This is a genomic window from Bordetella sputigena (assembly GCF_965137885.1).
Lineage (GTDB): Bacteria > Pseudomonadota > Gammaproteobacteria > Burkholderiales > Burkholderiaceae_B > Bordetella_C > Bordetella_C sputigena.
Genome location: NZ_CBCSCA010000001.1, coordinates 302,447 through 326,304, shown reverse-complemented (window position 1 = coordinate 326,304; position 23,858 = coordinate 302,447). Strand labels below are relative to the sequence as shown.

The following is a 23,858-nucleotide window of genomic DNA, read 5'->3' as shown; positions in this document are numbered from 1 at the left end:
ATGAACCCGCGAAGGGCAATGCTTATGGATGAGCACGGACCCGCATGGATGCGCCGAAATAGAAAATGCCGCGACGTCACCGTCGCGGCATTTCGCATACATTGCGGCGCGGCGGCTTGTGCCCCCGCGCCCTGACTTCAGGCGGCCTTCTTCAGCGCGGCCACCTTGTCCGTGGCTTCCCAAGTGAATTCCGGCTCAGAGCGGCCGAAGTGGCCATAGGCGGCCGTCTTGGAATAGATCGGGCGCAGCAGGTCCAGCATATTGACGATGCCCTTGGGACGCAGGTCGAAGTGCTCGCGCACCAGCTTGGACAGCTGCTCGTCCGGAATGACGCCCGTGCCGGCGGTGTAGACCGTGATGTTGATGGGCTCGGCCACGCCGATGGCATAGCTGACCTGCACCTCGCACTTGCGCGCCAGGCCGGCGGCCACGATGTTCTTGGCCACGTAGCGGGCGCCATAGGCGGCCGAACGGTCGACCTTGGACGGATCCTTGCCCGAGAAGGCGCCGCCGCCATGACGGCACGCGCCGCCATAGGTGTCGACGATGATCTTGCGGCCGGTCAGGCCGCAATCGCCCTGCGGGCCGCCGATGACGAAGCGGCCGGTCGGGTTGACCAGGAAGCGCGTTTTCGTGGTGATCAGGCCGGCCGGGAAGCACGGCTTGATGATGTCCTCGATCACCGCTTCACGGATGGTTTCCTGGGAAACTTCCGGCGCGTGCTGGGTCGACAGCACCACGGTGTCGACTTCCGTGGGACGGCCGTCGACATAGCGGAAGGTGACCTGCGACTTGGCGTCGGGGCGCAGCCACGGCAGGCGGCCGTCCTTGCGCAGTTCGCTCTGGCGCTGCACCAGGCGGTGCGAATACCAGATCGGCGCCGGCATCAGGTCGGGCGTTTCGTCGCAGGCGTAGCCGAACATCAGGCCCTGGTCGCCGGCGCCCTGGTTCAGATAGTCTTCCGACGTGCGGTCCACGCCCTGGGCGATATCGGGCGACTGCTTGTCGTAGGCGACCAGCACCGCGCAACCCTTGTAGTCGATGCCGTATTCGGTGTTGTCGTAGCCGATGCGGCGGATCGTGTCGCGGGCGATCTGGATGTAGTCGACGCTGGCGGTGGTGCTGATCTCGCCGGCGAGCACGACCAGACCCGTATTGCACAGCGTTTCCGCGGCCACACGGGCATTGGGATCCTGGGTGAAGATCGCGTCCAGGACGGCATCGGAGATCTGGTCGGCGACCTTGTCCGGATGGCCTTCGGAGACGGATTCGGAAGTAAAGAGAAAATCACTATGTGCCACGGTTAGCTTTCCTTGCTGGACCGCGGGCGCACCAGCCAGGGCGTAGGCCCGGGCACTGACCGCCAGCGGTCGGATTGACGAAGGTGCGTTGCACCTGGTTCGCCATCTGGGAAGACTTTGACCACGGCGCGACGCTTTAGCGGATTTTGCGTGCGAGCCCATCGGAAACCCCATGGACTGCCCGCGTCGCCCCGCAAGTTGTCGGTTAACTCGGCGACCTTTGCCATTTTAAGCGAAAATGGCGGCTTTCATCCGCCGCCACCGCATGCTGCTCGTCGCCCTGTTCCGCCTGATGGCCCGCCTGCCGCTATCCCTGCTGCATGGCATGGGGCGCTTCTTCGGCATATTGGCCTATCTCTGGCCGGGCAAATACCGGCGCCGCCTGCGCGCCAACGCCGCCCAGGCCGGCTACGACGATCCCAGCTTCGCCCGCGAAGCGGCCGCCCAGGCCGGGGCCATGATCTTCGAAATGCCCAAGGTCTGGTTCCAGACCGACCGCTGCCTGGCGCGCGTGCAATCGGACGACGAAGCCATCGTGGAAGCCGCCCGCGCCGAGAAGCGCGGCATTCTATTCATGACGCCCCACCTGGGCTGCTTCGAAATCATGGCCCGGCACCTGACCCGCCAGCTGCCGCTGACGGTCATGTTCCGTCCGCCGCGCCAACCGGTCCTCGCGCCCTTGCTGGATGCGGCGCGCAATACCTCGACGCTGCGCGCCGTGCCCGCCACCATGCAGGGCGTGCGGGAATTCGTGCGCGCCCTGCGCCGCGGCGAAGGCATCGGCATGCTGCCGGACCAGGCGCCGAAGGAAGGCGAAGGCGTCTGGGCGCCCTTCTTCGGCCGCATGGCCTATACCGTCACGCTGCCGGGCAAGCTGGCTTTTCCCAACGATGTTCCGGTCATCCTGACCGCCGGCGAACGCTTGCCGCGCGGACGCGGCTGGCGTGTCCATTATGTACGCGTGCCCAGTCCGCTGCCCGCCACGGCCGAAGCCCAGGCCGCGCTTTTCAATGCCGCCATGGAAACCCTGATCCGCCGCTTTCCCCAGCAGTATCTGTGGGGCTACAACCGCTACAAGACGCCGCGCGGCGCGCCGCCCGCGCCGGATGCCGGCGCCGCCGCGGAAGCCGGCATGGGTGTGACGCCGACTGGCGCCCACGACAACGCCGATCGCCCCCGTCCCGGCACCAATGCCGGCGACAGCATAGGAACGGCCTCCGGCGCGTCCGCGGATCGCATTCAATGAGCGGCCTCAAGCACCGGGCGCTGGTCGCCCTGTTTTCCTGGTTCGGCCGCGTCAGCCCCGCCACGCGGCTGCGGGCCGGCGCCATCCTGACCTGGTTCACGCTGCTATTCGCGCGCCGGCGCCGGCGTATCGTGCGCATCAACCTGGACCTGTGCTTTCCCGAGGAAAGTCCGGCCACCCGCCGGCGCTGGCTGCGCCAGCACTTCCGCGCGCTGTGCCAGTCGCTGGTCGACCGCGGCGTGCTGTGGTACGGCACCCCCGAGGCCATCCGCGAGATGGTCACCGTGTCCGGGCACGAGGAATTCCTGCGCCTGGGCCGGGAAAAGCAGCCCCTGATCCTGCTGGCGCCCCACTTCGTCGGCCTGGACGTGGCGGCCACGCGACTGACGATGGAATCGCCCACCGGCGCCACCATGTACACCCCGCAGCGCGATCCGGACGTCGACACCATCGTGCGGGCGGGCCGCCAGCGCTTCAATGAAGTCCACCTGGTCAGCCGCAAGGAGGGCGTGCGCGGGCTGATCCGCCACCTGCGCGAAGCGCGGCCGGTCTATTACCTGCCGGACATGGATTTCGGCCGCGACGGCGCCATCTTCGTCCCTTTCTTCGGCGTGCAGGCGGCCACGATTCCGGCCACCGCGCAGATTGCCCGCAAATGGCATACGCCGGTGTTCCCCGTCATCGAATTCTGGAATCCGGACACCGGCCGCTATCACGTCGAAGTGCTGCCGGCGCTCAAGGACTTCCCGGGCGAGGACACGCTGGAAGAAGCCACCGCGCGCCTGAATCGCGAACTGGAAACCTGGGTGCGGCGCTGCCCCAGCCAGTACTACTGGGTGCATCGCCGCTTCAAAACCCGCCCGCCCGGCGAAGCGAAACTGTATTGAAACCGCCCGCGCCGGTCGCGCATACGAGAAGCGGCGGGATTGGGCGATAATGGCGCGATCATGTGGAACTTCACAAAAATGCACGGCGCCGGCAACGACTTCGTCGTCCTTGACGGCGTGCGGCAAGCCATCGAGATGACGCCCGAACGCGCCAGGGCGCTGGGCGACCGTCATTTCGGCATAGGCGCCGATCAGATCCTGCTGGTCGAACCCGCCACCGTTGCCGACGCGGATTTCCGCTACCGCATCTTCAATTCCGACGGCAGCGAAGTCGAACACTGCGGCAACGGCGCGCGCTGCTTCGTGCGCTTCGTCCACGAAACCGGCCTGTCCGACCGCAACCCGCTGCGCGCGCAGATTGCCACCGGCATCCTGGTGCTGGACGAAGGCGATGACGAGCAAGTCACGGTGGATATGGGCATCACGCGTTTCGAGCCCATCGACCTGCCCTTCGACGCCGCCGGACTGGCCTCGCGCAAGCAGGGCGTGGACACGCTGTACACGCTCCCCTTGCCCGCCGGCGATGCGCCGGCCATGCCGGCCAGCGTGGAAATCTCCGTGGTCGCCATATCCAATCCGCATGCGGTGCAGGTGGTGGACGACGTCGACAGCGCGCCGGTACATGTAATCGGCCCGGCGGTGGAGTCGCACGCCCGCTTTCCGCGCCGGGTGAACGCCGGCTTCATGCAGATCGTCGGCCGCCACGACATCCGCCTGCGCGTATACGAACGCGGCGCCGGCGAAACGCTGGCCTGCGGCACCGGCGCCTGCGCCGCGGTCGCGGCCGGCATCCGCCGCGGCTTGCTCGATACGCCGGTGCGCGTGCAGGCGCGCGGCGGCATGCTGACGGTGGACTGGGACGGCCGCGCGCTGCGCATGACCGGCCCCGCGACCTCCGTCTACACCGGCACGGTCGACATCGACAAGCTGGTCTTTTCCATGGCCCTGAACCGTTAAGCGAACCGTACCGCACCCATGACCGATAACGCCCTCAGTCCGCAACAGGTCGCCGACTTCCTGCGGGACCATCCGGATTTCTTCACCGCGCATGCCGACGTGTTCGCCAACATGCACGTGCCGCATCCCCATGGCGGCGGCGCCATATCGCTGGGTGAACGGCAGATCCTGATGCTGCGCGAACGCAATCGCGAACAGGAATGGCGGCTGAACGAGCTGATCCATAACGCCAATGCCAACGAAGGCATCAGCACCAGGCTGACGCTATGGTGCGCGCGCCTGCTGGCCGAAACGCAGATCGATCGCATCCCGGGCGAAATCGCCCTGGGTCTGGCCCGCGAATTCGATCTGAATGAAGTCGGACTGCGCCTGTGGCGCCTGGCCGGCCTGCAGGAAAGCGGCTATGGCGAACCGGTTTCGGAAGACGTACGCACTTTCGCGGATAGCCTGAAAGCGCCTTACTGCGGCACGGATACGGAATTCGAAGCGGCCAGCTGGCTCACCGCCAAGCCGCGTTCGCTGGCCCTGATCCCCTTGCGTCCCGGCGCGGACGCGCCAACCGTCGGGCTGCTGGTGCTGGGATCCGACGATCCCGAGCGCTTCGCCCCGGATATGTCCACGACCTTCCTGGACACGGTCGGCAAGCTGGCGTCGGCGGCCCTGCGCCGGCTCGGCTGAATCCGCGTCGAACCCGCCATGGATCGCCCGCTGCCCGCCCCGATGCAAGCGTGGCTGGCGCACCTGGCCGGCCAGCGCCGCTACTCCGCCCACACGCTGGACGGCTACGGGCGCGATCTGCGGCAACTGGCCGAACTGGCCGGCGATATTCCGCTGGAACGGCTGGCGAACGGCCATATCCGCCAATTCGTGGCGCGGCTGCACGCCCGCGAACTCGGGCCGCGCAGCCTGGCGCGCGCGCTGGCGGCATGGCGCGGCTTCTATCAATGGTGGGCGCCGCAGGCCGGACTGCCGGGCAATCCGGTCACGGGTGTGCGTGCGCCCAAGGCGCCGCGCCCGCTGCCCAAGGCGCTCTCCGTCGAACAGGCCCAGGCGCTGCTCGACCGGCCCGCGGCCGGCGGCGGCCACGACCCCGTGGCCCTGCGCGATCAGGCCATGCTGGAACTGCTCTATTCCAGCGGCCTGCGCCTGTCCGAACTGACCAGCCTGGACTGGCGCTACGAACGCGGCGCGGACCATACGTCGGCAAGCTGGCTGAACCTGGATGAACGCGAAGTGGTGGTGCTGGGCAAGGGCGGCAAGCAGCGCACGGTGCCGGTAGGCGCCGCCGCCGTGCACGCGCTGCAGGCATGGCTGCCCGCGCGGGCGGCCCTGCTGGGCCCACGGTCCACGCCGTCCGATGTGGCGGCGCTATTCCTGGGCGCGCGCGGCCATCGCATAGCGCCGCGCGTGGTGCAGTCGCAGCTGGCCAAGCTGGCCCGTGTCGCCGGCCTGCCCGTACACGTGCATCCGCACGTGCTGCGCCATAGCTTCGCCAGCCACGTGCTGCAATCGGCACAGGACCTGCGCGCGGTGCAGGAAATGCTCGGGCACGCGAACATCACCACGACACAGGTCTATACGCGGCTGGATTTCCAGCATCTGGCGCAGGTATACGACAAGGCGCATCCGCGCGCGGGCCGCAAATCCTGAGGCCGGCCGTTCAGGGCTTCAAGGCCGCCATGAACTGCGACAGGTTCCACTCGAACATGCCCAGGTAAGTGGCGGCGGGCAAGCCCGGCCTGGCCAACGCGTCGGAATAAAGCGTCCCGCCCAGCTTGGCGCCGCTTTCATGCGCGATGCGCTGTCCCAGGCGCGGATTGCTGACATTCTCCAGGAACACCGCCGGTACCTTTTCGCGCTTGACCTGGTCGATGATGCGCGCCAGGTCGGCGGCGGAAGGCTCGGCGTCGGTGGAGATGCCCATGGTGGAAATGAAGGTCACGCCATACGCCTGGCCGAAATAGCCGAACGCATCGTGCGAGGTCACCACGCGGCGCCGCTCGGCGGGCAGCGCGGCGAAAGCCTGTTTGACGCGCTGGTCCAGCGCCTCGATCCTGGCGACGTAGGCGTCGGTGCGCTGCCGATAGGCATCGGCGTGCGTGGGATCCGCCTTGGCCAGCGCCGCGCCGATGTTGCGCGCATAGAGCGCGCCGTTGGCCAGGCTTTGCCATGCGTGCGGGTCGACGTGGGCATCGTGATGACCGTGGCCGCCGTGGCTACCGGCGTCGGCCGCCTGGCCGCCCACATCGTCGTCATCGAAGTCGCGCGGCTGCACGCCTTCCGACGCCACCACCGTCGCGCCCTTGAAGTTCGCGCTCTTCACCAGCCGGGCCAGCCAGGTCTCGAAATTCAGGCCGTTGACCACCAGCAACCGCGCCGTGCTCAGGGCGCGGGCATCGGCCGGCGTCGGCTCGTATTCATGCGCATCGCCATCGGGCCCCACCAGCGTATCGACCCGCACGTCGTCGCCGCCGATCTGCCTGACCATGTCGCCCAGGATGGAAAAACTGGCGACCACGTGCAGGGGGGCGCCCGGGGCCTGGTCCGCCGATGCGCCGGCGGGGGCGGCCGGCGCATCGGCCGCCTGCGCGAACGCGCCAAACCAGGCCAACGATAACGCGCCCAGCCAGGCGGCCGTCCGCCGTGCCAACCCCGATTTCAGAATTCGGATCGCCATCTCCGTACCTCCAGGTTGCTTCAGCACGCGGCGCCGCGCGCGCGCCGCGATAGATCCAGCAAGCCGCCCTGCGGGCCGCATGCCACCGAAAACAGATAGACCACGCCCGCGCACAGGATGATGGCGGGAGAAGCCGGCAGGCTGTAGTGGTACGAAACCAGCAGGCCGGCCAGCGATGCCGCGGCGCCCAGCAGCGCCGCCAGGGGCATCTGCCCCGCCGCGGTGCGCGTCCAGAAGCGCGCGGATGCGGCCGGCAGCATCATGATGCCGACCACCATCAGCGTCCCCAGCACCTGGAATCCCGCCACCAGGTTGAACACCACCAGCATCAGGAACGCCATATGGACCAGCGAGCCCCTGCCGCCGGATGCCCGCAGGAATCCGGGATCCAGGCATTCCGCCACCAGCACCCGATACAGGCCGCCCAGCGCCAGCAAGGTGATCGTGGCGCAGGCCGTGACCAGCAGCAGCGCGTCGTCGTCCAGGCCCAGCACGGTGCCGAACAGTACGTGCAGCAGATCCATATTCGAGCCGCGCAGCGATACCAGCAATACGCCCAGCCCCAGCGAGATCAGATAGAAAGCGGCGAAACTGGCGTCCTCGCGCAAAGGCGTCAGACGCGATACCAGCCCGGCCAGCAAAGCCACCGCCAGGCCGGTGATGATGCCGCCCAGCAGCATCGCGGTCAGCGACAATCCCGACAACAGGAAACCGGCGGCCACGCCGGGCAGGATGGCATGCGACATGGCATCGCCCATCAGGCTCATGCGGCGCAGGACCAGGAATACGCCCAATGGCGCGGCGCCGAACGACAAGGCGAACGCGCCGGCCAGCGCGCGCCGCATGAAGCCATATTCCAGGAAAGGCGACACCGCCCAATCCACGACAGTCATCTACATATCCTTCGATGGACAACCCGGCCGCCGCCGCGCCGGGCGGTTGGCGCCGCGCCAGCGCCGCGCGCCGTCATGCCAGCTCCCGGTCGCGCAGCTGCCGCGCCGTGCGCAGGTTGGCGTCGGTCAACACATCGGCCGTCGCGCCCCATGCGACGACGTCGCCGGACAGCAGCAGGGTCCGCGGAAAATGCGCGCGCACCAGATCCAGGTCATGCAGCACCGCGATAATGGTGCGACCCTGCCCATGGCATGCGGCCAGCAGCGCCATCAGGTCATCGACAGTGTGGGTATCCACCGCGGCGAACGGCTCGTCCAGCAGCAGCACGTCGGCATCCTGCAAGAGCAGCCGCGCGAACAGCGCGCGCTGCAATTGGCCGCCGGACAAGGTGCCGACGATACGATCGCCCGCGCCGCCCAGACCGACCGCTTCCAGCGCCCGCCGCACGCGCTCGCGTTCGTCCGCGCCGAAGCGGCGCCAGGCGCCGACCCTGCGCCACGCGCCCATCGCCACCAGCTCGTGCACGGTGATGGGAAAGCTCTTGTCCAACTCGGCCGCCTGCGGCAGCCAGGCCAGGTGGCGGCGCCCCGCGCCGTCCACGGTCACGAGGCCCGACATCGGCCGCAGCACGCCCATCACACCTTTGATCAGGGTGGACTTGCCGGCGCCGTTCGGACCGACGATTGCCGTCATGGAGCCCGGCATGAAACTGCCGCTGACGTTGCTGACGGCGCGGCGTCCGCGCCAGCCGAACGATACGGCCTCCAGCGAAATACGCGCCGGTGCGCGCCCTGCCGCTACCACCATCCCATGGCCCATCCGGTCATGCCCCACAGCGCGGCGCTGACCAGCGCCGCGGCGGCCATGCGCTGCCCGGCGGACGCCAACAGCCACGAACCGCGTCCGGCGGCACGCTCCGCGCCGCGTACGGCGTCGCCATGCGCGACCGACGGCGCTTGCGGCGCGCGCTCCACGGGGGCTGAGCTGGCGGAGATGGGATCGGAGTTCATCGGGCAAACAAGGGCTAATTCGGGGGCCGTCATGGCCTCCCCTCGTGGCGCCCCAACGGGGCATGGCGGGGGCATGGCCGGCGTCACCCCGCTGACGCGGGGCGGCGACCGCCCAGCGGCATCGCGGCCTACGAGCGACGCACTGTTATATCATAACAAAACCCGGCGACCACACCAGCCGAGGATGATCGGCAACGGCGTCGGGTATCCTCTATCCCGTCACCGCCCGACCGCGCCGGCCCGCCTGCCCTATGCCCACTTCCACCCGATCGCCCCGCCCCGATAGCGTCAACGCCCAACTGGACGTCGCCGAATCGCTGTGCGCGCAACGCGGCCGCCGCCTGACGCCGATACGGCGCAAAGTGCTGGAACTGCTGCTGCGGCACGGCCGCAGCCTGAAGGCCTATGACTTGTTGGAAGCCATGCGCGCGGTGCATCCCGGCGCGGCGCCGCCCACGGTCTACCGGGCGCTGGACTTCCTGATGGAGGAAGGACTCGTTCATCGCCTGGACGCGGTCAACGCCTGGATCGCCTGCCACGATGCCGGCGGCGCGCCGCACGACCTGCTGGTCGTCTGCACGGGCTGCGGCGCGGTGGCGGAAGTCAACGATCCCGCCATGAGCCGCCAGCTGGCCGAACGCGTCGCCCGTACCGGCTACGCCCTGAACTCCCATGAAACGGAGATCCGCGCCTTGTGCCCTGCCTGCCAGCAGCAACGCCGCGCCGACGACCCGGCGGCCGGCGACCCGGAGCACGGTGACAACGGCGAGCATGGAGACCACCATGGCCATGCCCACGCGCATCGCCACTAGGCCCGGATCAGCACTGGACCTTTCAGGTCATGGGACGGGTCATGGGACGGACCGGCGCGCCGGCGCAAATAGGCCGGCGTAGCGCGCGCCACCCGGGGCTCCTGCGTTGTGTGTAGACCGGATTACGGATAATTTCCGGGCCGGTATTGAAATTCTCATATCTGCCCCCATTTGCCCGCAATCTTCCTTTAAACCAGGGTAGGCCCGGGGTTTGCCCGGCGTCGCCGACTGTGCTGTAATCCTGCGTCCGGGCGGGAACGCAGCCCCTGTGACGGCGGCCACGACACCCACGCCCACCGCGCTTCGCGCAAGGCCCAGGCGATACGCCAGGGCGTTACGCCGAAGCATTGAATCGGCAGTCATTATGAATACCTTGCGCAGTCTGGACGAAATGGTCCCCGTCACGATCCTTACCGGCTTTCTCGGTGCGGGCAAGACCACCCTGCTGAAACGCATCCTGACGGAATACCATGGCCGCCGCGTCGCGGTCATCGAAAACGAATTCGGGCCGGAAAGCATCGACAACGACCTGCTGGTGCAGGATAGCGATGAAGAAATCATCGAACTCAGCAACGGCTGCGTATGCTGCACGGTGCGCGGCGATCTCATGCGCACGCTGGGCGACCTGAAGGCCAAGCGCCAGGCGGGCGAACTGAAGTTCGAGCGCGTCATCCTGGAAACCACCGGCATGGCCAATCCCGGCCCGGTGTGCCAGACCTTCTTCATGGACGACGACATCGCCGAATACTATCGGCTGGACGCCGTCATCACCGTGGTCGATGCCAAGCATGGCATGGCCACGCTGGACGCACAGGAAGAATCGCAGAAGCAGATCGGCTTCGCCGATCGCATCCTGATTTCCAAGCGCGACCTGGTCAATGACGCGGATTACGAAGCGCTGCGCGCCCGTGTCGTGCGCATCAACCCCCGCGCGCCCATCACGCCCGTCAACTTCGGCGAAGTCGACCTGAAGTCCATCATCGATATCAGCGGCTTCAACCTGAATTCGATCCTGGACATCGATCCCGAATTCCTGGACCAGGAGCATCCCGACGCCCGCCACGACCACGATCATGACCACGACCATGATCATGAAGGCGAATGTGGTCCGGGCTGCGGCCACGAGCATCACCACCATCATCACGCGCACCATAACGACGAGATCGGCGCCTTCGTGTTCCGCTCCAGCAAGCCGTTCGACCCCGTCCGCCTGGAAGAATTCCTGGGCGGCGTGGTCCAGGTGTACGGCCCGGACCTGCTGCGCTACAAAGGCATCCTCTATATGAAAGGGGTGAACCGGCGCATGCTGTTCCAGGGCGTGCACATGATGATGGGCGCCGAGCCCGGCAAACCCTGGACGGCCAGCGAAAAGCCGTCCACCAAGATGGTCTTCATCGGCCGCAAACTGCCCCAGGAAATATTTACCCGGGGACTGGAGCAGTGCCTGGTGGGCGCGTCCTGAACATCGGGACAAGACCCATCAGGTCCGATTCATAGTGTGGAGTACTTTCATGGCTACCAAGGCAGCAACGAAAAAATCAAGCAAGTCGACGAACGAGACGCCGGTTGATCTGCCCAGCGAACAAGAATTGCTGGCCATGCCCGAATCCGACTACATGAACGAACGCCAGCTGGCGTTCTTCAAGGATCGGTTGAAACAGCTGGAGCAGGACATCCTGAACAACGCGGGTGAAACCACGGAGCACCTGCGTGAAACGCAGTTCGTTCCCGATCCCGCCGATCGCGCCACCATCGAAGAAGAACACGCGCTGGAGCTGCGCACGCGCGATCGCGAGCGCAAGCTGCTCAAGAAGGTGCAGCAGTCCATCGCCCGCATCGATAGCGGCGAGTACGGCTGGTGCGAGGAAACCGGCGAACCCATCGGTATTCCCCGCCTGCTGGCGCGGCCCACGGCCACCCTGTCGCTGGAAGCGCAGGAACGCCGCGAAATGCGCCAGAAGCTGTACGGCGACTGAGACCGCGCCGCTCCGTGCAAGGGCTGGATCCGCAAGGGTCCGGCCCTTTTTCTTTGGCGCGGGCAACCTTGAATCCTCGCCCCGCCGACCCCATATGCGATCGTTACAGGCACCCGCGCAATGGTTTAAGGGTGCCGTCCGCGTCGGCGCGAAGGAAAGCAATCATGGACCAATATCACGGCACTACCATCGTCAGCGTGCGGCGCGGCAATCGCGTCGCGCTCGGGGGCGATGGCCAGGTCACCCTCGGCAACATTGTCATCAAGGGCACGGCGCGCAAGATCCGCCGCCTGTATCACGACAAAATCCTGGCCGGCTTCGCCGGTGCCACCGCCGACGCCTTCACGCTGCAGGAACGCTTCGAAGCCAAACTGGAAAAGCACCAGGGCCACCTGATGCGCGCCGCGGTGGAGCTGACGCGCGACTGGCGCACCGACCGCGTGCTGCGCCGCCTGGAGGCCATGCTGATCGTCGCCGACCGCGAACACACGCTGGTGCTGACCGGCAACGGCGACGTGCTCGAACCCGAACATGGCCTGGCCGCCATCGGCTCGGGCGGCGCCTATGCCCAATCGGCGGCGCGCGCCCTGCTCGACCACACGGGCATGTCGCCCGAAGAAATCGTCAAAAAGTCGCTGGAGATCGCCGGCGAAATCTGCATCTATACCAACCAGAACCACCTGATCGAAACGCTGGGCGAATAAGCCAGCCGCGCCCAAGGATCCAAGCATGTCCGCAACGTCCATGACTCCCGGGGAAATCGTCTCCGAACTCGACAAATACATCGTTGGCCAGAATCGCGCCAAGCGCTCCGTCGCGGTGGCCTTGCGCAACCGCTGGCGCCGCCAGCAGGTGGCCGAGCCGCTGCGCCAGGAAATCCACCCCAAGAACATTCTGATGATCGGCCCCACGGGCGTCGGCAAGACCGAAATCGCGCGCCGCCTGGCCAAGCTGGCCAATGCGCCGTTCATCAAGATAGAAGCCACCAAGTTCACCGAAGTGGGTTATGTGGGCCGCGACGTCGACACCATCATCCGCGACCTGACGGAATATTCGATCAAACAGACGCGCGAACTGGAGATGCGGCGCGTGCGCTCGCAGGCGGAAGACGCCGCCGAAGACCGCATCCTGGACGCACTGGTGCCGCCGCCGCGCACCGCCAGCGGCGACCCCGACCGCAACGAAGAAAGCAGCGCCCGCCAGACCTTCCGCAAGCGCCTGCGCGAAGGCAAGATAGACGATCTGGAAGTGGACATCGAAGTCGCCCAGCCGATGCCGCAGATGGACATCATGGGCCCGCCCGGCATGGAAGAAATGACCGAGCAGCTGCGCGGCATGTTCGCCGGCCTGGCGCGCGACAAGAAGAAATCGCGCAAGCTCAAGGTCAAGGAAGCCTTCAAGCTGCTGGTCGAAGAAGAAGCCGCCAAGCGCGTCAACGAAGACGACCTGCGCAGCGCGGCCATCGCCAACGTGGAACAGAACGGCATCGTATTCCTGGACGAAATCGACAAGATCGCCGCGCGCCAGGAAAGCGGCGGCGCGGAAGTCTCCCGGCAAGGCGTGCAGCGCGACCTGCTGCCGCTGGTGGAAGGCACCACGGTCAATACGCGCTACGGCATGGTGCGCACGGATCACATTCTGTTCATCGCGTCGGGCGCTTTCCACCTGGCCAAACCGTCCGACCTGATCCCCGAACTGCAGGGCCGCTTCCCTATCCGCGTGGAGCTGGATTCGCTGTCGGCCGCGGACTTCGTGCGCATCCTGTCGGATACCGATGCATCGCTGACCAAGCAGTACACGGCCCTGCTGGCCACGGAAAATGTCCAGCTGGAGTTCACCGATGAAGGCATACAGCGCCTGGCCGAGCTGGCCTTCAGCGTGAACGAAAAAACCGAAAACATCGGCGCTCGGCGGTTGTACACCGTCATGGAAAAGCTGCTGGAAGATCTGTCATTCGACGCCACCGCCAGCTCGGGCGACGTGGTGCGCATCGATGCGGCCTACGTGAACGACAAGCTGGCGGAAGCCGCCGGCAGCCAGGATCTGGCGCGCTACGTGTTGTAATCGCCCGAGGACATCGCGGCCACCCGCGTGGTGGCCGCGCGCGGGAGCAAGTCGTTCTCGATCGTGGGGCGGCCGCCGCGGCTTGCGGCCGCGCCAGCGTGCAACTAGCATAGCGCCACTTTCCCACGGAAGACGATCTTGGCCGCGACCATCCCCTACATCATCCGACCAGCCACGCCGCAGGACATCCCCGGAATCCTGGACCTGATGCGCGAACTGGCCGAATACGAAAAGCTCCTGGACATCTTCAAGGCTACGGAAGACAGCCTGCGGGCCTCGCTGTTCGGCCGCACGCCCGCCGCCGAATGCCTGGTGGCGCAACGTACCGACGAGCAGGAGCCGGCGCTGCTGGCCTACGCAATCTGGTTTCACAACTACTCCAGTTTCCTGTCGCGCCGCGGCCTATACCTGGAGGACGTCTACGTGCGCGCCGACCAGCGCGGCCAGGGCATCGGCGGCGCGCTGCTGCGGCAACTGGCCGCCATCGCGGTCGAACGCGGCTGCGGACGTTTCGAGTGGACAGTGCTGGACTGGAACCAGACCGCCATCGATTTCTATGAAAGCCTGGGCGCGGACGTTCTGCCCGAGTGGCGCATCGTCCGCGTCACCGGCGCCGCGCTGGACAAACTGGGCCGCACAACCGCCACGTCGGCCCCGCCCGCCATGAAGCAACCCGCGGGCCAGCAACATGGCTAGTCGCCTGACTGTCATCGCCACGCGCGCCGGGGACGACGGCACGACCGGCCTGGGCGATGGCAGCCGCGTCGCCAAGGACAGCGCGCGCATCGCCGCCCTGGGCGACGTCGACGAACTGAACAGCGCATTGGGCGTGGCGCTGGCCGAACCCGAGCTGGACGCGGTCATCGCGGACGATCTGCGGGACGTCCAGCACACCCTCTTCGATATGGGCGCCGAATTGTGCATCCCCGGCTACACCCGGCTGGACGGCAATCACGTCAGCTATCTCGACGGCCGGCTTGCCCACTACAACGGCACTCTACCCGCCTTGCGCGAATTCATTCTTCCGGGCGGTTCACGCGCCGCGGCGCTGCTGCACGTGGCACGGACAGTCTGCCGGCGCGCCGAACGCGCGGTGGTTGCTCTGCAGCGCCTGGAGCCGGTCAACAAACCGGTGCTGCAATACCTGAACCGGCTTTCAGACCTGCTCTTCGTTATGGCGCGAGCCGCCAATCGCGCCCAAGGCATGGGTGACGTGTACTGGCGCAATCCCGCCGGCACCGAACGGAAGTAAGCCGCCCGGCCAGTGCGGGCGCGGAAATTGCTCTTGCATGGATGACGCCAAATGGCGCACTTTCCAAGGAGAATTTCATGACCGCACGCTATATCACCCGCGCGCTGCTGGCCGCCGGAGTCCTGGCGATGAGCACCGGAGCCTGGGCCCAGCCCGCCGCCTCGTCCCCTGCGGACGCGACCCCGAAGAACAGTCAACAACGCAGCACGCTGGCCGGCGCCGATAAGGACTTTCTGGAAAACGCCGCGCAAGGCGGCCATGCCGAGATCGAAGGCAGCAAGCTCGCCCAGACCAAGAGCAGCAATCCCGACGTCAAGAAGTTCGCCGAACAGATGATCCAGGATCACGGCAAGGCGAACCAGGAACTGGTGGCGCTGGCCAAACAAAAGGGCTACACGCCGCCCGACGAGCCGTCCATCATGCAGCGCACCGAACTGAAGGCGCTGAGCGCCACCAGCGGCACGACCTTCGACAAAATGTACGTCAGCCGTATCGGCGTCGCGGCCCACGAAGACACGGTCAAGATGTTCCAGAAGGCTGCCGCGGACGCCAAGGATCCCGATATCAAGGCCTGGGCCGCCAAGACCCTGCCCACCCTGCAGCACCATCTGGAAATGGCCAACGCGCTGCACCAGAAGGTCGATAGCGAGAGCAAGGCGAAGAAGTAATCAAAGGCGCCCCGGCGCCTGGAACACCACGCGGTGCTCGATGACCGCGCGGAGCCGCGATGCGGACACCGTTGCCGACGGTGCGCATCGCGGCGTTGTTTCGGCCACGACCGGCGGTGCGTCAGGCCCGGCGCAAGTCCGTACCCAAGGCCGCCGCACACAGTAACCATGCCATCCCGGCGGGCACGAAGATGGCATATTCCGGCCATCGATTCTGCAGGATCGCGCCGACTATCGCTCCGATGAGCAAGCCCGAGAATGTCGCCAGATGAGGCGTCGGCCATTGCGGCTGCCGGGTGGCGACATAGCGTCCAAGCGCTTGCCCGAGTCGCGCCAGCGCACCGGTCACGTAAGTCAGCCCTACGGACTGGCCCTCGCTCTTCTCGAAGGCGGCATTCAACACGCCCATCGCAAGCACCGCGATCAGGAAGGCCGCCGGCCTCCATGCGTCATTCGCATGCGCGCCGCGATCGGCGAAATGATCGGCGAAATATAAGGCGGCGCAGGCGGCGGTCAGCAACAGCGCCACGGCGGCAAGCACGGCCGCCCGCGGCCGCCGGCTCCGCTGCGCCAGGCCTTCGCCCGCTGCGCTGCCCAGCACGAAAATCGACAGGACCAGCGCCAGGCGGCCGGCGTGGGCCATATCCAGTTGGGAGAGGGCCACGCCGATACTCGTGGTGTTGCCGCTCATGAAGGAAACGAAGTTGCCAGCCGCGATCAACCCGATCGCGTCGGTCATGCCCGCCATGCAGGACAATGCGGCTATGAAAAGCGTCCGCATGGCGGGGGACACCCGCGTTCAGTTCACGCCGGCCGCGTGCGCCTGCTGGTCGGCGTGATAGGAAGAACGCACCATCGCGCCCACCGCGGCGTGGCTGAAGCCCATGTCGTAGGCTTCGCGCTCGAACATCGCGAAGGTATCCGGATGGACGTAGCGCAACACCGGCAGATGGTGTTCGGACGGCTGCAGATATTGGCCGATGGTCAACATGTCCACGCCATGTTCGCGCATGTCGCGCATCACCTGCAGGATTTCCTCGTCGGTTTCGCCCAGGCCCAGCATCAGGCCCGATTTGGTCGGCACGTCGGGATGCAGGCGCTTGAACTCCTGCAGCAGTTTGAGCGAATGCGCATAGTCGGAACCGGGACGGGCCTGCTTGTACAGGCGGGGCACGGTTTCCAGATTGTGGTTCATCACGTCGGGCGGCCCGGCGTTCAGGATGCCCAGCGCGCGGTCCAGGCGCCCGCGGAAATCGGGCACCAGGACCTCGATGCGCGTGGCGGGCGATTGCTCGCGGACCTGGCGGATGCACTCGACGAAATGGCCCGCGCCGCCATCCCGCAGATCGTCGCGGTCGACGGATGTGATGACGACATACGACAGCTTCAAGGCCGCGATGGTGCGAGCCAGATTACGCGGCTCGTCGGCGTCCAGCGGATCGGGGCGGCCATGCCCCACGTCACAGAACGGGCAGCGGCGCGTGCACTTGTCGCCCATGATCATGAAGGTGGCCGTGCCCTTGCCGAAGCATTCGCCGATGTTGGGACACGAGGCTTCTTCACAGACGGTATGCAGGTTGTGCTCGCGCAGAATGCGCTTGATGTCGTAGAAGCGTGACCCGGGCGCGGCGGCGCGTACGCGGATCCACTCCGGCTTCTTCAGACGCTCGGCCTGCACGACCTTGATGGGGATGCGCGCGGTCTTGGCCTGCGATTTCTGCTTCTCGGTGGGATCGTAAGGCTTGGCCGTGGCGTCCGCGGCGTGGCCGTCGACGGCAGCGCCGGGCAGCGGCTGGACGTGGGAAGCTTCGGGCCCGGCGGGCGCCGAAAAAGAGTGATCTGCGGGCGAAGACATGAGTCGGCTGCGCGCGGCGCCCAGGGCGCCGTCTTTGGGAAAACCCCTAGTGTACTCCCGGCTCCCGCGGCGGCCGGATCACGGCCCTGATGACGGGAGGCCGACATCCAGCATGCGCGCCAGCTCCGGCGCCGGCCCCAGGCGCAGCATGGCGGCCGCCTCGCGTAGAAATGCCGGCGTGGCGGTCCCGGGCACCCGGCGCAGCCATGCAATGGCGTCGTCGCGATAACCGCGCTCCAACAGCATGCGACCGTAATGGAACATGCCGCGGAAGTCGCCGCCTTCGGCGCTGCGGCGATAGCAATCCGTCGCCGCGTCCAGGTCGCGCGGCACGACATCGCCTTCTTCCAGAAAGCGCCCGACGACGCCGATGGATTTCGCATGCCCCATATCGGCGGCACGGCGGTACCAGGCCAGCGCCGCCGCCCTGTCCCGGGCCACGCCGCCACGGCCGTCGCGCAGCATATGCGCGTGGTTGTACATGCCCCAATCCAGGCCGCGTTCGGCCGCCAGCCGGAACCAATACGCCGCCACGACCTGGTCGGGTTCCGTGCCCCAGCCGTTCTCGTAGCAGCGCCCCACCATGTTGATGGACATCAGGTGGTCGGCCTGGGCGGCCCGCTTGAACCAGGCCAGGCCGGCGGGCGGATCGCGGTCCACGCCGGCGCCATCCAGCAGCATCTGGCCCAGGATGGCTTGCGCTTCAACCAGGCCCAGCCCGGCCGCCGCCTGGATCCAGGGCGCGAACTGCTCGGGTGGACCGGCCATCAGCCGCGCCAATTGTTCAGGCGTGGTCGCGGCCACGTCGGCGGCGGTAAGAGAGATCATGTGGCGGGCAGCGAATCGACAATGGTTCGCATTATCGCTCAGGTGGGCGAGCCGGCAGTGCCGCCTTCCCGAGTCGCCTGGAAGCTTCGCCGGACGGCGCCGTCCGGCGGCGTTGACCGCCTGCCGCCGCCGGCAGCGTTATCCGGCGGCACGCCGCGCCAGGCCGGCGATCCGCTGCGCCAGCCGGTCGCCGACTTCCGTCACGCCGGCGGCGACGCCGCAGCCGGCCATGTCTATCGTCGCCAGGTTCTCGTAGCCGCAGGGGTTGATACCCAGAAAGGGCGCCAGGTCCATATCGACGTTCAAGGCGACGCCATGATAGGCGCAGCCCGAGCGGATCTTGATACCCAGGGCGGCAATCTTGGCCAGCTCTCCGCCCGCCGCGGCGACCGGCACGTAGACCCCGGGCGCGCCGGGCTTGCGACAGCCGGCGATCCCATAGCTCGCCAAGGTATCGATGACGGCGTCTTCCAGGAAGGCAACGTATTCCTTCACATACAAGCCGGCCTTGCGCAGATCGACCAGGGCGTAGGCGACCACCTGCCCGGGACCGTGATAGGTGACCTGGCCGCCGCGGTCGGTGCGGACCACGGGAATGGCGCCGGGATTCAACACGTGCTCGGGCTTGCCGGCCTGTCCCAGGGTATAGACCGGCCGGTGTTCGCACAGCCAGATCTCATCGGCGGTGGCTGGAGTGCGCGCCGCGGTAAAGGCCTGCATTGCCTGCCATACCGTCTGGTAGTCGGCAGGCCGGTCCAGCCACTTGATCATGCGCGCCTTGTCCCTGTGTATCGATATGCCGGCGGGGCGAAAGTCCTCGCGGCCCTTACAGCACCACCGAAACCATGGGATGGCCATGCAGCGCGCGATAGAGCGCGTCCAGCTGTTCGCGCGAAGTCGCGCGAACGGTGAAGGTCAGGCCGATGTAGTTGCCGCCCTTGCTGGGCCGCATTTCGACAGTGGCTGGATCGAAGCCGGGATCGAACTGCAGCACGACTTCGGTCAGGGTCTGGGCGAAATCCGGATGCAGCTTTCCCATCACCTTGATGGGAAAGTCGCTGGGATATTCGATCAGGGATTGTTCGGGCGGGATATGCATCATGCGTATTACATGAGGGCGCCGGCCGGCTTTCCAAGCAGCGCCGCAATCCGCTCATCATACCCCTGGCGCAGGCGCGCATAAACGGGACCGGGCTTGCCCGTCCCCACCGGCCGGCCGTCCAGCGTCAGCACCGGCAGGATTTCCCGCGTGGCGGAAGACACCATCAGTTCGTCGGCCTGTTCCACCTCCGCGCGCGAGATCGGCCGCATTTCGAAGGGGATGCCGGCCTCGCCGGCCAGCTCCGCCAGCAGGCCGTAGCGTATGCCTTCCAGCACCAGATGGTTCTTCAGCGGACCCAGCAGCTTGCCGCCGGATGCCACCCAGATATTGCAGGTGGCGCCTTCGCTGAGCATACCGTCGCGGAACTGGACGACCTCGTCGGCGCCCGCATCGGCGGCGCGCTGCTTGGCCAGCACGTTGCCCAGCAAGGATACGGACTTGATATCGCAATGCAGCCAGCGCTCGTCCGGAATGGAAATCAGCGACACACCCTGCTCGCGCAGCTGCGCGGAGGGCCGGGTGAAGGGCGAGGTCATGCCGAATACCGTCGGCGTCAGGCGCTCGGCGGGGAAACCGTGATCGCGCTTGGCCACGCCGCGCGTCACCTGCAGATAAACCACGCACGAGGGCGTCAGCGAGCGGTCGATCAGGCCCTGGACCACCTCTTGCCATCCCGCGGGATCGAACGGCGATTCGATGCGGATGGCGGCCAGGCTGCGCTCCAGGCGCGCCAGATGTTCAGCCATGCGGAAGGGGCGGCCTTCATAGACCGGCACGACTTCGTAGATGCCGTCGCCGAAGATGAAGCCCCGGTCCAGCACCGAGATTTTCGCATCCTGCAGCCGCAGGAATTCGCCGTTCAGATAGGCCAGGCTATCGCCCGGCACGCCCGGAATCATGTGTGCTCCTTGCAAGGAAAGTAATGGCGCCGCGGCGGCAGGCCACGCGGCGGGGCAATGGAAAAAGGCGGACGGGGATGCCCCCTTCCGCCCTGTCTATCCGCCTGTGTGGCCGGCCTGCCGCCGCGCACAGGACGGCCGCCAGCTTACACCGCACGGCCGCCTACTGCATCCAGCGCTTGACCATATCAATCATGCGTCCGAAGAAGCCGGCGCGTTCCACCGGTTCGCGCACGACCAGCGGTTCGGTGCGCAGGGTCTGGCCGTCCAGCGTCAGGCGCAGCGTGCCCACGCGCTGGCCTTTTTCCAGCGGCGCCACCAGCGGATCGGTGCGCTCGGCAACCGGTTTGACATCGGCGGCCTTGCCGCGCGGGACGGCGATCCAGACCGGGGCCGGCGGGCCCAGCTTGACCGTTTCCGTCTTGCCTTCCCAGACGCGCGCGTCCAGCGCCGGCTGATTGGTATCGAACAGCTTGACGGTATCGAAGTTCTGGAAGCTCCAGTTCAACAGCTTCAGGCTTTCTTCCGCGCGCGTGGCTTCGCTGTCCGCGCCGACCATCACCGTCAGGATGCGGCGATCGCCCCGCAGCGCCGTCGCCACCAGGCAGTAGCCGGCGGATTCGGTATGGCCGGTCTTCATGCCGTCCACCGACGGATCGGCCCACAACAGGCGGTTGCGGTTGGGCTGGTTGATCTTGTTGTAGCTGAAGCTGCGCTGCTTGTAGTAATGGAAGTAGTTGGGGTGATCGGTGATCAGATGGGTGGCGATGGTAGCCAGGTCACGCACGGTGGTGGTGTGCTGCGGATCGGGCAGGCCGGTCGCGTTCATGAAGTGCGAATGCTTCATGCCCAGCCGTTCGGCCTCCTGGTTCATCATCGAGGCGAAAGAGGATTCGCTGCCGCCGACGGCCTCGGCCAGCGCCACCGAGGCATCGTTGCCGGACTGCACGATCACGCCCTGCAGCAGCTCGTCCACCGTCACCGGCTTGCGCGGCTCGATGAACATGCGGGAACCGCCGGTGCGCCATGCATGCTCGGACACCGGCACCTGCTGGTCCAGCGTCAGCCGTTTTTCGTCCAGGGCGTCGAAGACCACATAGGCGGTCATGATCTTGGTCAGCGAGGCCGGCTCGACCTGCTGGTCGGCGTTCGAAGCCGCCAGCACCTGGCCGCTATTGACGTCGACGGCGATCCAGGCGCGCGCGGCGATCGCGGGCGCCGGAATGGGCGACACCGCCACCACCGGAGAGATGCCGTTGGCATCCGTTTCCCCGACTTGCGACGGCGATGCGCCGGACGGGGTAGTGGCCGATTGCGTGGGATTGGTGGCGGGCGCGGCGGCGGGCGTCGACGGCTTCGCCGCGGCCTTGCCCGCACTCTGCGCCCACACGGCCGGCGCCCCGAATGCCAGCGCCGCGATCAAGGTGCCGGCGACGGCACGCCGTCCGGCTATCGAAAGGGAAAAACGGGTCAAACGCAAATTCGTCATCAGCAATCGGGAGCGGGAATCGAGTAGAGGCTTTGGCAGGGGCATATGAGCCGCCCAATTATAGGCAGGCGCGCCAAGGGCAACACCCGGGAAAGCGTGCTCGCGCGGGCGCCAAGATGCAACCCTATGCAACTTTCAACGTGAAGACTTACAAGCGGAAGCCTTACAGTACGATGCGGGCCGGCCACCGCGCGACGACACTGTGAGGAACGCAGATACTGTCGTTTCGATGAAACCAAGTCCCGGCGCGGGTCTTCGTCTTGTATGGGAGCAGATACATTATTGTTACTATGCTGAGCCATCCGATCTGAAGCCGTTTGGCAGCCGGGCTGGCCCGGCTCCGTGCAGTCTCCTACTCTGCAGTCGACCATCATGAGCGGCACCTACCTAGCCGGGACGATATTCCTGTCCCTGATCGTCGTGGCCCTGGCCGCCTATACGGCGGTATTGGCCGCGCGGCATGCGGCATCGCGGCGCTCGCTGGATGGCTCCCTGCGCGAGGTCAGTTCCGCCCTGCAGCGCCTGGCCACCACCGACATGCTGACCGAGCTGCCCAACCGCACGGCGCTGGCTGGGTCGACCGATATGGCCATCACGCGGGCGCGCCATACCGGCAACGAGTTCGCCGTACTGCTGATGGACCTGGACGGCTTCAAGCACATCAACGATTCCCTGGGCCACAGCATCGGCGACGGCATGCTGCAATCCTTCGCCCGCCGGCTGCGGTCCTGCGTGCGCAGCGAAGACACCGTGGGACGCCTGGGCGGCGATGAATTCGTCGTGCTGGTGGAAGGACTGAACAGTCGCGAAGGCGCGGCTCGCGTGGCCCAGGCCGTCAACACGGCCATGCGCGACGACCTGGTCTTCCAGGACATGACGTTACGCCTGACCGCCAGCATCGGCATCGCCATGTTCCCGCACGACGGCGAAGACGTCGAAACCTTGATGAAAAACGCCGACATCGCGATGTACGGCGCCAAGGAACGCGGGCGCAATGGCTTTCGCTTCTACGAACCGCATATGGGGGAAAGCTACCGGCGCATGCTGATGATGCAGCAAGGCTTGAACGACGCGCTGACCCATGAGCAGCTCAGCCTGGATTACCAGCCGGAGTTCGCCGACGGCGGCGATCGCGTCACCGGCGCCGAAGCGCTGTTGCGCTGGAATCACCCCCGCCTGGGACTGGTGCCGCCGGGCGAATTCATCCCGGTCGCCGAACGGTCCGGGCAAATCATCGAAATCGGCTTCTGGGTCATGCGGACGGTATGCCGGCACATGAAACGCTGGGACGCCCGCCGCCTGCCGGCTTTGAAGGTGTCGATCAATCTGTCGACCAAGCAGCTGTCGCATCCGGATTTCGTCGAACGCATGGTCGAGATCGCCCATGAAGAGGGCGTGTCCCCTACACGCCTGGTCTTCGAGATCACCGAATCGGTGGCCATGCAGGACGCGGAACTGAGTTCCCGCGTCATCCGCGCGTTTCGCGCGCACGGTTTCGGCATCGCCATAGACGACTTCGGCACCGGGTATTCCAGCCTGGCCTATCTGCAGCAATTCCGCGTGCAGCAGTTGAAGATAGACCGCTTTTTCACCCAGGGGCTGGACACCCATGGCGAAGAAGGCCGCGCCATCGTGGCGGCGATTCTCGCCATGGCCCATACCCTGAACATGGAAGTAGTGGCCGAAGGCGTGGAGACCACCACGCAGCTCAATACGCTACGCGCGCTTGCATGCGACCACATGCAAGGTTATCTGCTGAAACGCCCCATGCCGTTGGCGGCTTTTGAATATTTCCTCGAAAGCCTGCGTGACGCGACGCCCGCCCCGGGCGCGTCCTTGCAGGGCGGCCTGCCCGCCTGATCCCGATCACGGGTGGCGCGCCCCCAGGGTTTGTCCCGAAACCACGGCCAGCAGGTTGTTTGTAGTATTGAGCAGACAAAG

The 23,858-nt window shown here is 66.5% G+C and carries 26 protein-coding genes; 14 read left to right on the top strand and 12 right to left on the bottom strand.

Annotated elements, in window-relative coordinates; genetic code table 11:
• Positions 1-137: 137 nt before the first annotated feature.
• Positions 138-1,301: a methionine adenosyltransferase gene (gene metK, locus ACNA0R_RS01550; protein ID WP_415824118.1), complete on the bottom strand. Its 1,164-nt coding sequence runs from the start codon at positions 1,299-1,301 to the stop codon at positions 138-140.
• 268 nt (positions 1,302-1,569) lie between these two features.
• On the opposite strand from metK, the gene ACNA0R_RS01545 reads away from it, so the two are divergent.
• The 5 genes from ACNA0R_RS01545 to xerC are packed head-to-tail and all read left to right on the top strand — an operon-like array spanning position 1,570 to position 6,041.
• Positions 1,570-2,547, top strand: a complete 978-nt coding sequence (locus ACNA0R_RS01545; RefSeq protein ID WP_415824457.1) for a lysophospholipid acyltransferase family protein — start codon at positions 1,570-1,572, stop codon at positions 2,545-2,547.
• Positions 2,544-3,434 (top strand): lysophospholipid acyltransferase family protein, encoded by an 891-nt coding sequence (locus tag ACNA0R_RS01540; protein WP_415824117.1) that lies wholly within the window; start codon positions 2,544-2,546, stop codon positions 3,432-3,434. The genes ACNA0R_RS01545 and ACNA0R_RS01540 overlap by 4 nt, the downstream gene beginning before the upstream one ends.
• A 39-nt stretch (positions 3,435-3,473) precedes the next feature.
• Positions 3,474-4,391 (top strand): diaminopimelate epimerase, encoded by a 918-nt coding sequence (gene dapF, locus ACNA0R_RS01535; RefSeq protein ID WP_415824116.1) that lies wholly within the window; start codon positions 3,474-3,476, stop codon positions 4,389-4,391.
• 18 nt (positions 4,392-4,409) lie between these two features.
• Complete coding sequence (locus tag ACNA0R_RS01530; RefSeq protein ID WP_415824115.1) at positions 4,410-5,069, top strand: DUF484 family protein; 660 nt, start codon at positions 4,410-4,412, stop codon at positions 5,067-5,069.
• Between the two features lie 18 nt (positions 5,070-5,087).
• Complete coding sequence (xerC, locus tag ACNA0R_RS01525; RefSeq protein ID WP_415824114.1) at positions 5,088-6,041, top strand: tyrosine recombinase XerC; 954 nt, start codon at positions 5,088-5,090, stop codon at positions 6,039-6,041.
• Between the two features lie 10 nt (positions 6,042-6,051).
• On the opposite strand, the gene ACNA0R_RS01520 is transcribed toward xerC, so the two are convergent.
• The 4 genes from ACNA0R_RS01520 to ACNA0R_RS01505 all read right to left on the bottom strand — a co-directional run bounded on the left by ACNA0R_RS01520 (position 6,052) and on the right by ACNA0R_RS01505 (position 8,972).
• Positions 6,052-7,068 (bottom strand): metal ABC transporter substrate-binding protein, encoded by a 1,017-nt coding sequence (locus ACNA0R_RS01520; RefSeq protein WP_415824112.1) that lies wholly within the window; start codon positions 7,066-7,068, stop codon positions 6,052-6,054.
• A gap of 20 nt (positions 7,069-7,088) precedes the next feature.
• Complete coding sequence (locus ACNA0R_RS01515) at positions 7,089-7,961, bottom strand: metal ABC transporter permease (RefSeq protein WP_415824111.1); 873 nt, start codon at positions 7,959-7,961, stop codon at positions 7,089-7,091.
• A 73-nt stretch (positions 7,962-8,034) separates the two neighbouring features.
• On the bottom strand, positions 8,035-8,769 hold the full coding sequence (gene aztA, locus ACNA0R_RS01510) for a zinc ABC transporter ATP-binding protein AztA (protein ID WP_415824110.1): 735 nt from the start codon (positions 8,767-8,769) through the stop codon (positions 8,035-8,037).
• Positions 8,760-8,972, bottom strand: a complete 213-nt coding sequence (locus ACNA0R_RS01505; RefSeq protein WP_415824109.1) for a hypothetical protein — start codon at positions 8,970-8,972, stop codon at positions 8,760-8,762. Before ACNA0R_RS01505 ends, aztA begins: the two co-directional genes overlap by 10 nt.
• Positions 8,973-9,223: 251 nt before the next feature.
• Here ACNA0R_RS01505 and ACNA0R_RS01500 point away from each other — a divergent pair, with 251 nt between their 5' ends.
• The 8 genes from ACNA0R_RS01500 to ACNA0R_RS01465 all read left to right on the top strand — a co-directional run bounded on the left by ACNA0R_RS01500 (position 9,224) and on the right by ACNA0R_RS01465 (position 15,744).
• Positions 9,224-9,784, top strand: a complete 561-nt coding sequence (locus ACNA0R_RS01500) for a Fur family transcriptional regulator (RefSeq protein WP_415824108.1) — start codon at positions 9,224-9,226, stop codon at positions 9,782-9,784.
• Positions 9,785-10,148: 364 nt separating this feature from the next.
• Entirely contained in the window at positions 10,149-11,246 is a 1,098-nt protein-coding gene (locus ACNA0R_RS01495; protein ID WP_415824107.1) for a CobW family GTP-binding protein, read from the top strand.
• Positions 11,247-11,295: 49 nt separating this feature from the next.
• Positions 11,296-11,760 (top strand): RNA polymerase-binding protein DksA, encoded by a 465-nt coding sequence (gene dksA, locus ACNA0R_RS01490; protein WP_066641447.1) that lies wholly within the window; start codon positions 11,296-11,298, stop codon positions 11,758-11,760.
• Positions 11,761-11,924: 164 nt separating this feature from the next.
• Positions 11,925-12,464: an ATP-dependent protease subunit HslV gene (gene hslV, locus ACNA0R_RS01485; protein ID WP_415824106.1), complete on the top strand. Its 540-nt coding sequence runs from the start codon at positions 11,925-11,927 to the stop codon at positions 12,462-12,464.
• 25 nt (positions 12,465-12,489) lie between these two features.
• Positions 12,490-13,824: an ATP-dependent protease ATPase subunit HslU gene (gene hslU, locus ACNA0R_RS01480; RefSeq protein WP_415824105.1), complete on the top strand. Its 1,335-nt coding sequence runs from the start codon at positions 12,490-12,492 to the stop codon at positions 13,822-13,824.
• A gap of 207 nt (positions 13,825-14,031) precedes the next feature.
• Positions 14,032-14,520 (top strand): GNAT family N-acetyltransferase, encoded by a 489-nt coding sequence (locus tag ACNA0R_RS01475; protein ID WP_415824456.1) that lies wholly within the window; start codon positions 14,032-14,034, stop codon positions 14,518-14,520.
• A complete protein-coding gene (locus tag ACNA0R_RS01470; RefSeq protein ID WP_415824104.1) occupies positions 14,513-15,076 on the top strand; it encodes a cob(I)yrinic acid a,c-diamide adenosyltransferase in 564 nt (187 codons plus the stop codon). Before ACNA0R_RS01475 ends, ACNA0R_RS01470 begins: the two co-directional genes overlap by 8 nt.
• 77 nt (positions 15,077-15,153) lie before the next feature.
• Positions 15,154-15,744, top strand: a complete 591-nt coding sequence (locus tag ACNA0R_RS01465; RefSeq protein ID WP_415824102.1) for a DUF4142 domain-containing protein — start codon at positions 15,154-15,156, stop codon at positions 15,742-15,744.
• Between the two features lie 121 nt (positions 15,745-15,865).
• Here the strand turns inward: ACNA0R_RS01465 and ACNA0R_RS01460 are convergent, their stop codons facing one another.
• The 7 genes from ACNA0R_RS01460 to ACNA0R_RS01430 form a co-directional block, all read right to left on the bottom strand.
• Positions 15,866-16,525: a YoaK family protein gene (locus ACNA0R_RS01460; RefSeq protein WP_415824101.1), complete on the bottom strand. Its 660-nt coding sequence runs from the start codon at positions 16,523-16,525 to the stop codon at positions 15,866-15,868.
• An 18-nt stretch (positions 16,526-16,543) separates the two neighbouring features.
• The gene (gene lipA, locus ACNA0R_RS01455; protein ID WP_415824100.1) at positions 16,544-17,599 is read right to left on the bottom strand and encodes a lipoyl synthase; all 1,056 of its coding nucleotides are present in this window, start codon (positions 17,597-17,599) and stop codon (positions 16,544-16,546) included.
• Positions 17,600-17,677: 78 nt separating this feature from the next.
• Entirely contained in the window at positions 17,678-18,427 is a 750-nt protein-coding gene (locus ACNA0R_RS01450) for a tetratricopeptide repeat protein (RefSeq protein WP_415824099.1), read from the bottom strand.
• 138 nt (positions 18,428-18,565) lie between these two features.
• Positions 18,566-19,198, bottom strand: coding sequence for a lipoyl(octanoyl) transferase LipB (gene lipB, locus ACNA0R_RS01445; protein WP_415824098.1), 633 nt, complete (start codon positions 19,196-19,198; stop codon positions 18,566-18,568).
• Positions 19,199-19,253: 55 nt separating this feature from the next.
• Positions 19,254-19,529 carry a YbeD family protein gene (locus tag ACNA0R_RS01440; protein WP_415824097.1) on the bottom strand — a complete coding sequence of 92 codons (276 nt, stop codon included), beginning with the start codon at positions 19,527-19,529 and terminating at the stop codon, positions 19,254-19,256.
• Between the two features lie 5 nt (positions 19,530-19,534).
• Complete coding sequence (locus ACNA0R_RS01435) at positions 19,535-20,428, bottom strand: D-amino acid aminotransferase (protein WP_415824096.1); 894 nt, start codon at positions 20,426-20,428, stop codon at positions 19,535-19,537.
• 163 nt (positions 20,429-20,591) lie between these two features.
• The gene (locus tag ACNA0R_RS01430; RefSeq protein ID WP_415824455.1) at positions 20,592-21,908 is read right to left on the bottom strand and encodes a D-alanyl-D-alanine carboxypeptidase family protein; all 1,317 of its coding nucleotides are present in this window, start codon (positions 21,906-21,908) and stop codon (positions 20,592-20,594) included.
• 351 nt (positions 21,909-22,259) lie between these two features.
• Between ACNA0R_RS01430 and ACNA0R_RS01425 the strand changes: the two genes are divergently transcribed.
• Positions 22,260-23,777, top strand: coding sequence for a putative bifunctional diguanylate cyclase/phosphodiesterase (locus ACNA0R_RS01425; protein ID WP_415824095.1), 1,518 nt, complete (start codon positions 22,260-22,262; stop codon positions 23,775-23,777).
• The last annotated feature ends 81 nt before the right edge of the window (positions 23,778-23,858 follow it).

Excerpts from the sequence above, each read along its gene's own strand:
- ACNA0R_RS01495 (WP_415824107.1), top strand. The coding sequence starts at position 10,149 with ATGAATACCTTGCGCAGTCTGGACGAAATGGTCCCCGTCACGATCCTT.
- ACNA0R_RS01450 (WP_415824099.1), bottom strand. The coding sequence starts at position 18,427 with ATGATCTCTCTTACCGCCGCCGACGTGGCCGCGACCACGCCTGAACAA.
- lipA (WP_415824100.1), bottom strand. The coding sequence starts at position 17,599 with ATGTCTTCGCCCGCAGATCACTCTTTTTCGGCGCCCGCCGGGCCCGAA.
- hslV (WP_415824106.1), top strand. The coding sequence starts at position 11,925 with ATGGACCAATATCACGGCACTACCATCGTCAGCGTGCGGCGCGGCAAT.
- ACNA0R_RS01435 (WP_415824096.1), bottom strand. The coding sequence starts at position 20,428 with ATGATTCCGGGCGTGCCGGGCGATAGCCTGGCCTATCTGAACGGCGAA.
- ACNA0R_RS01530 (WP_415824115.1), top strand. The coding sequence starts at position 4,410 with ATGACCGATAACGCCCTCAGTCCGCAACAGGTCGCCGACTTCCTGCGG.
- ACNA0R_RS01440 (WP_415824097.1), bottom strand. The coding sequence starts at position 19,529 with ATGATGCATATCCCGCCCGAACAATCCCTGATCGAATATCCCAGCGAC.
- dksA (WP_066641447.1), top strand. The coding sequence starts at position 11,296 with ATGGCTACCAAGGCAGCAACGAAAAAATCAAGCAAGTCGACGAACGAG.
- ACNA0R_RS01540 (WP_415824117.1), top strand. The coding sequence starts at position 2,544 with ATGAGCGGCCTCAAGCACCGGGCGCTGGTCGCCCTGTTTTCCTGGTTC.
- ACNA0R_RS01465 (WP_415824102.1), top strand. The coding sequence starts at position 15,154 with ATGACCGCACGCTATATCACCCGCGCGCTGCTGGCCGCCGGAGTCCTG.
- ACNA0R_RS01520 (WP_415824112.1), bottom strand. The coding sequence starts at position 7,068 with ATGGCGATCCGAATTCTGAAATCGGGGTTGGCACGGCGGACGGCCGCC.
- ACNA0R_RS01460 (WP_415824101.1), bottom strand. The coding sequence starts at position 16,525 with ATGCGGACGCTTTTCATAGCCGCATTGTCCTGCATGGCGGGCATGACC.
- aztA (WP_415824110.1), bottom strand. The coding sequence starts at position 8,769 with ATGGTGGTAGCGGCAGGGCGCGCACCGGCGCGTATTTCGCTGGAGGCC.
- ACNA0R_RS01505 (WP_415824109.1), bottom strand. The coding sequence starts at position 8,972 with ATGAACTCCGATCCCATCTCCGCCAGCTCAGCCCCCGTGGAGCGCGCG.
- ACNA0R_RS01470 (WP_415824104.1), top strand. The coding sequence starts at position 14,513 with ATGGCTAGTCGCCTGACTGTCATCGCCACGCGCGCCGGGGACGACGGC.
- xerC (WP_415824114.1), top strand. The coding sequence starts at position 5,088 with ATGGATCGCCCGCTGCCCGCCCCGATGCAAGCGTGGCTGGCGCACCTG.
- ACNA0R_RS01515 (WP_415824111.1), bottom strand. The coding sequence starts at position 7,961 with ATGACTGTCGTGGATTGGGCGGTGTCGCCTTTCCTGGAATATGGCTTC.
- hslU (WP_415824105.1), top strand. The coding sequence starts at position 12,490 with ATGTCCGCAACGTCCATGACTCCCGGGGAAATCGTCTCCGAACTCGAC.
- ACNA0R_RS01500 (WP_415824108.1), top strand. The coding sequence starts at position 9,224 with ATGCCCACTTCCACCCGATCGCCCCGCCCCGATAGCGTCAACGCCCAA.
- ACNA0R_RS01475 (WP_415824456.1), top strand. The coding sequence starts at position 14,032 with ATGCGCGAACTGGCCGAATACGAAAAGCTCCTGGACATCTTCAAGGCT.
- lipB (WP_415824098.1), bottom strand. The coding sequence starts at position 19,198 with ATGATCAAGTGGCTGGACCGGCCTGCCGACTACCAGACGGTATGGCAG.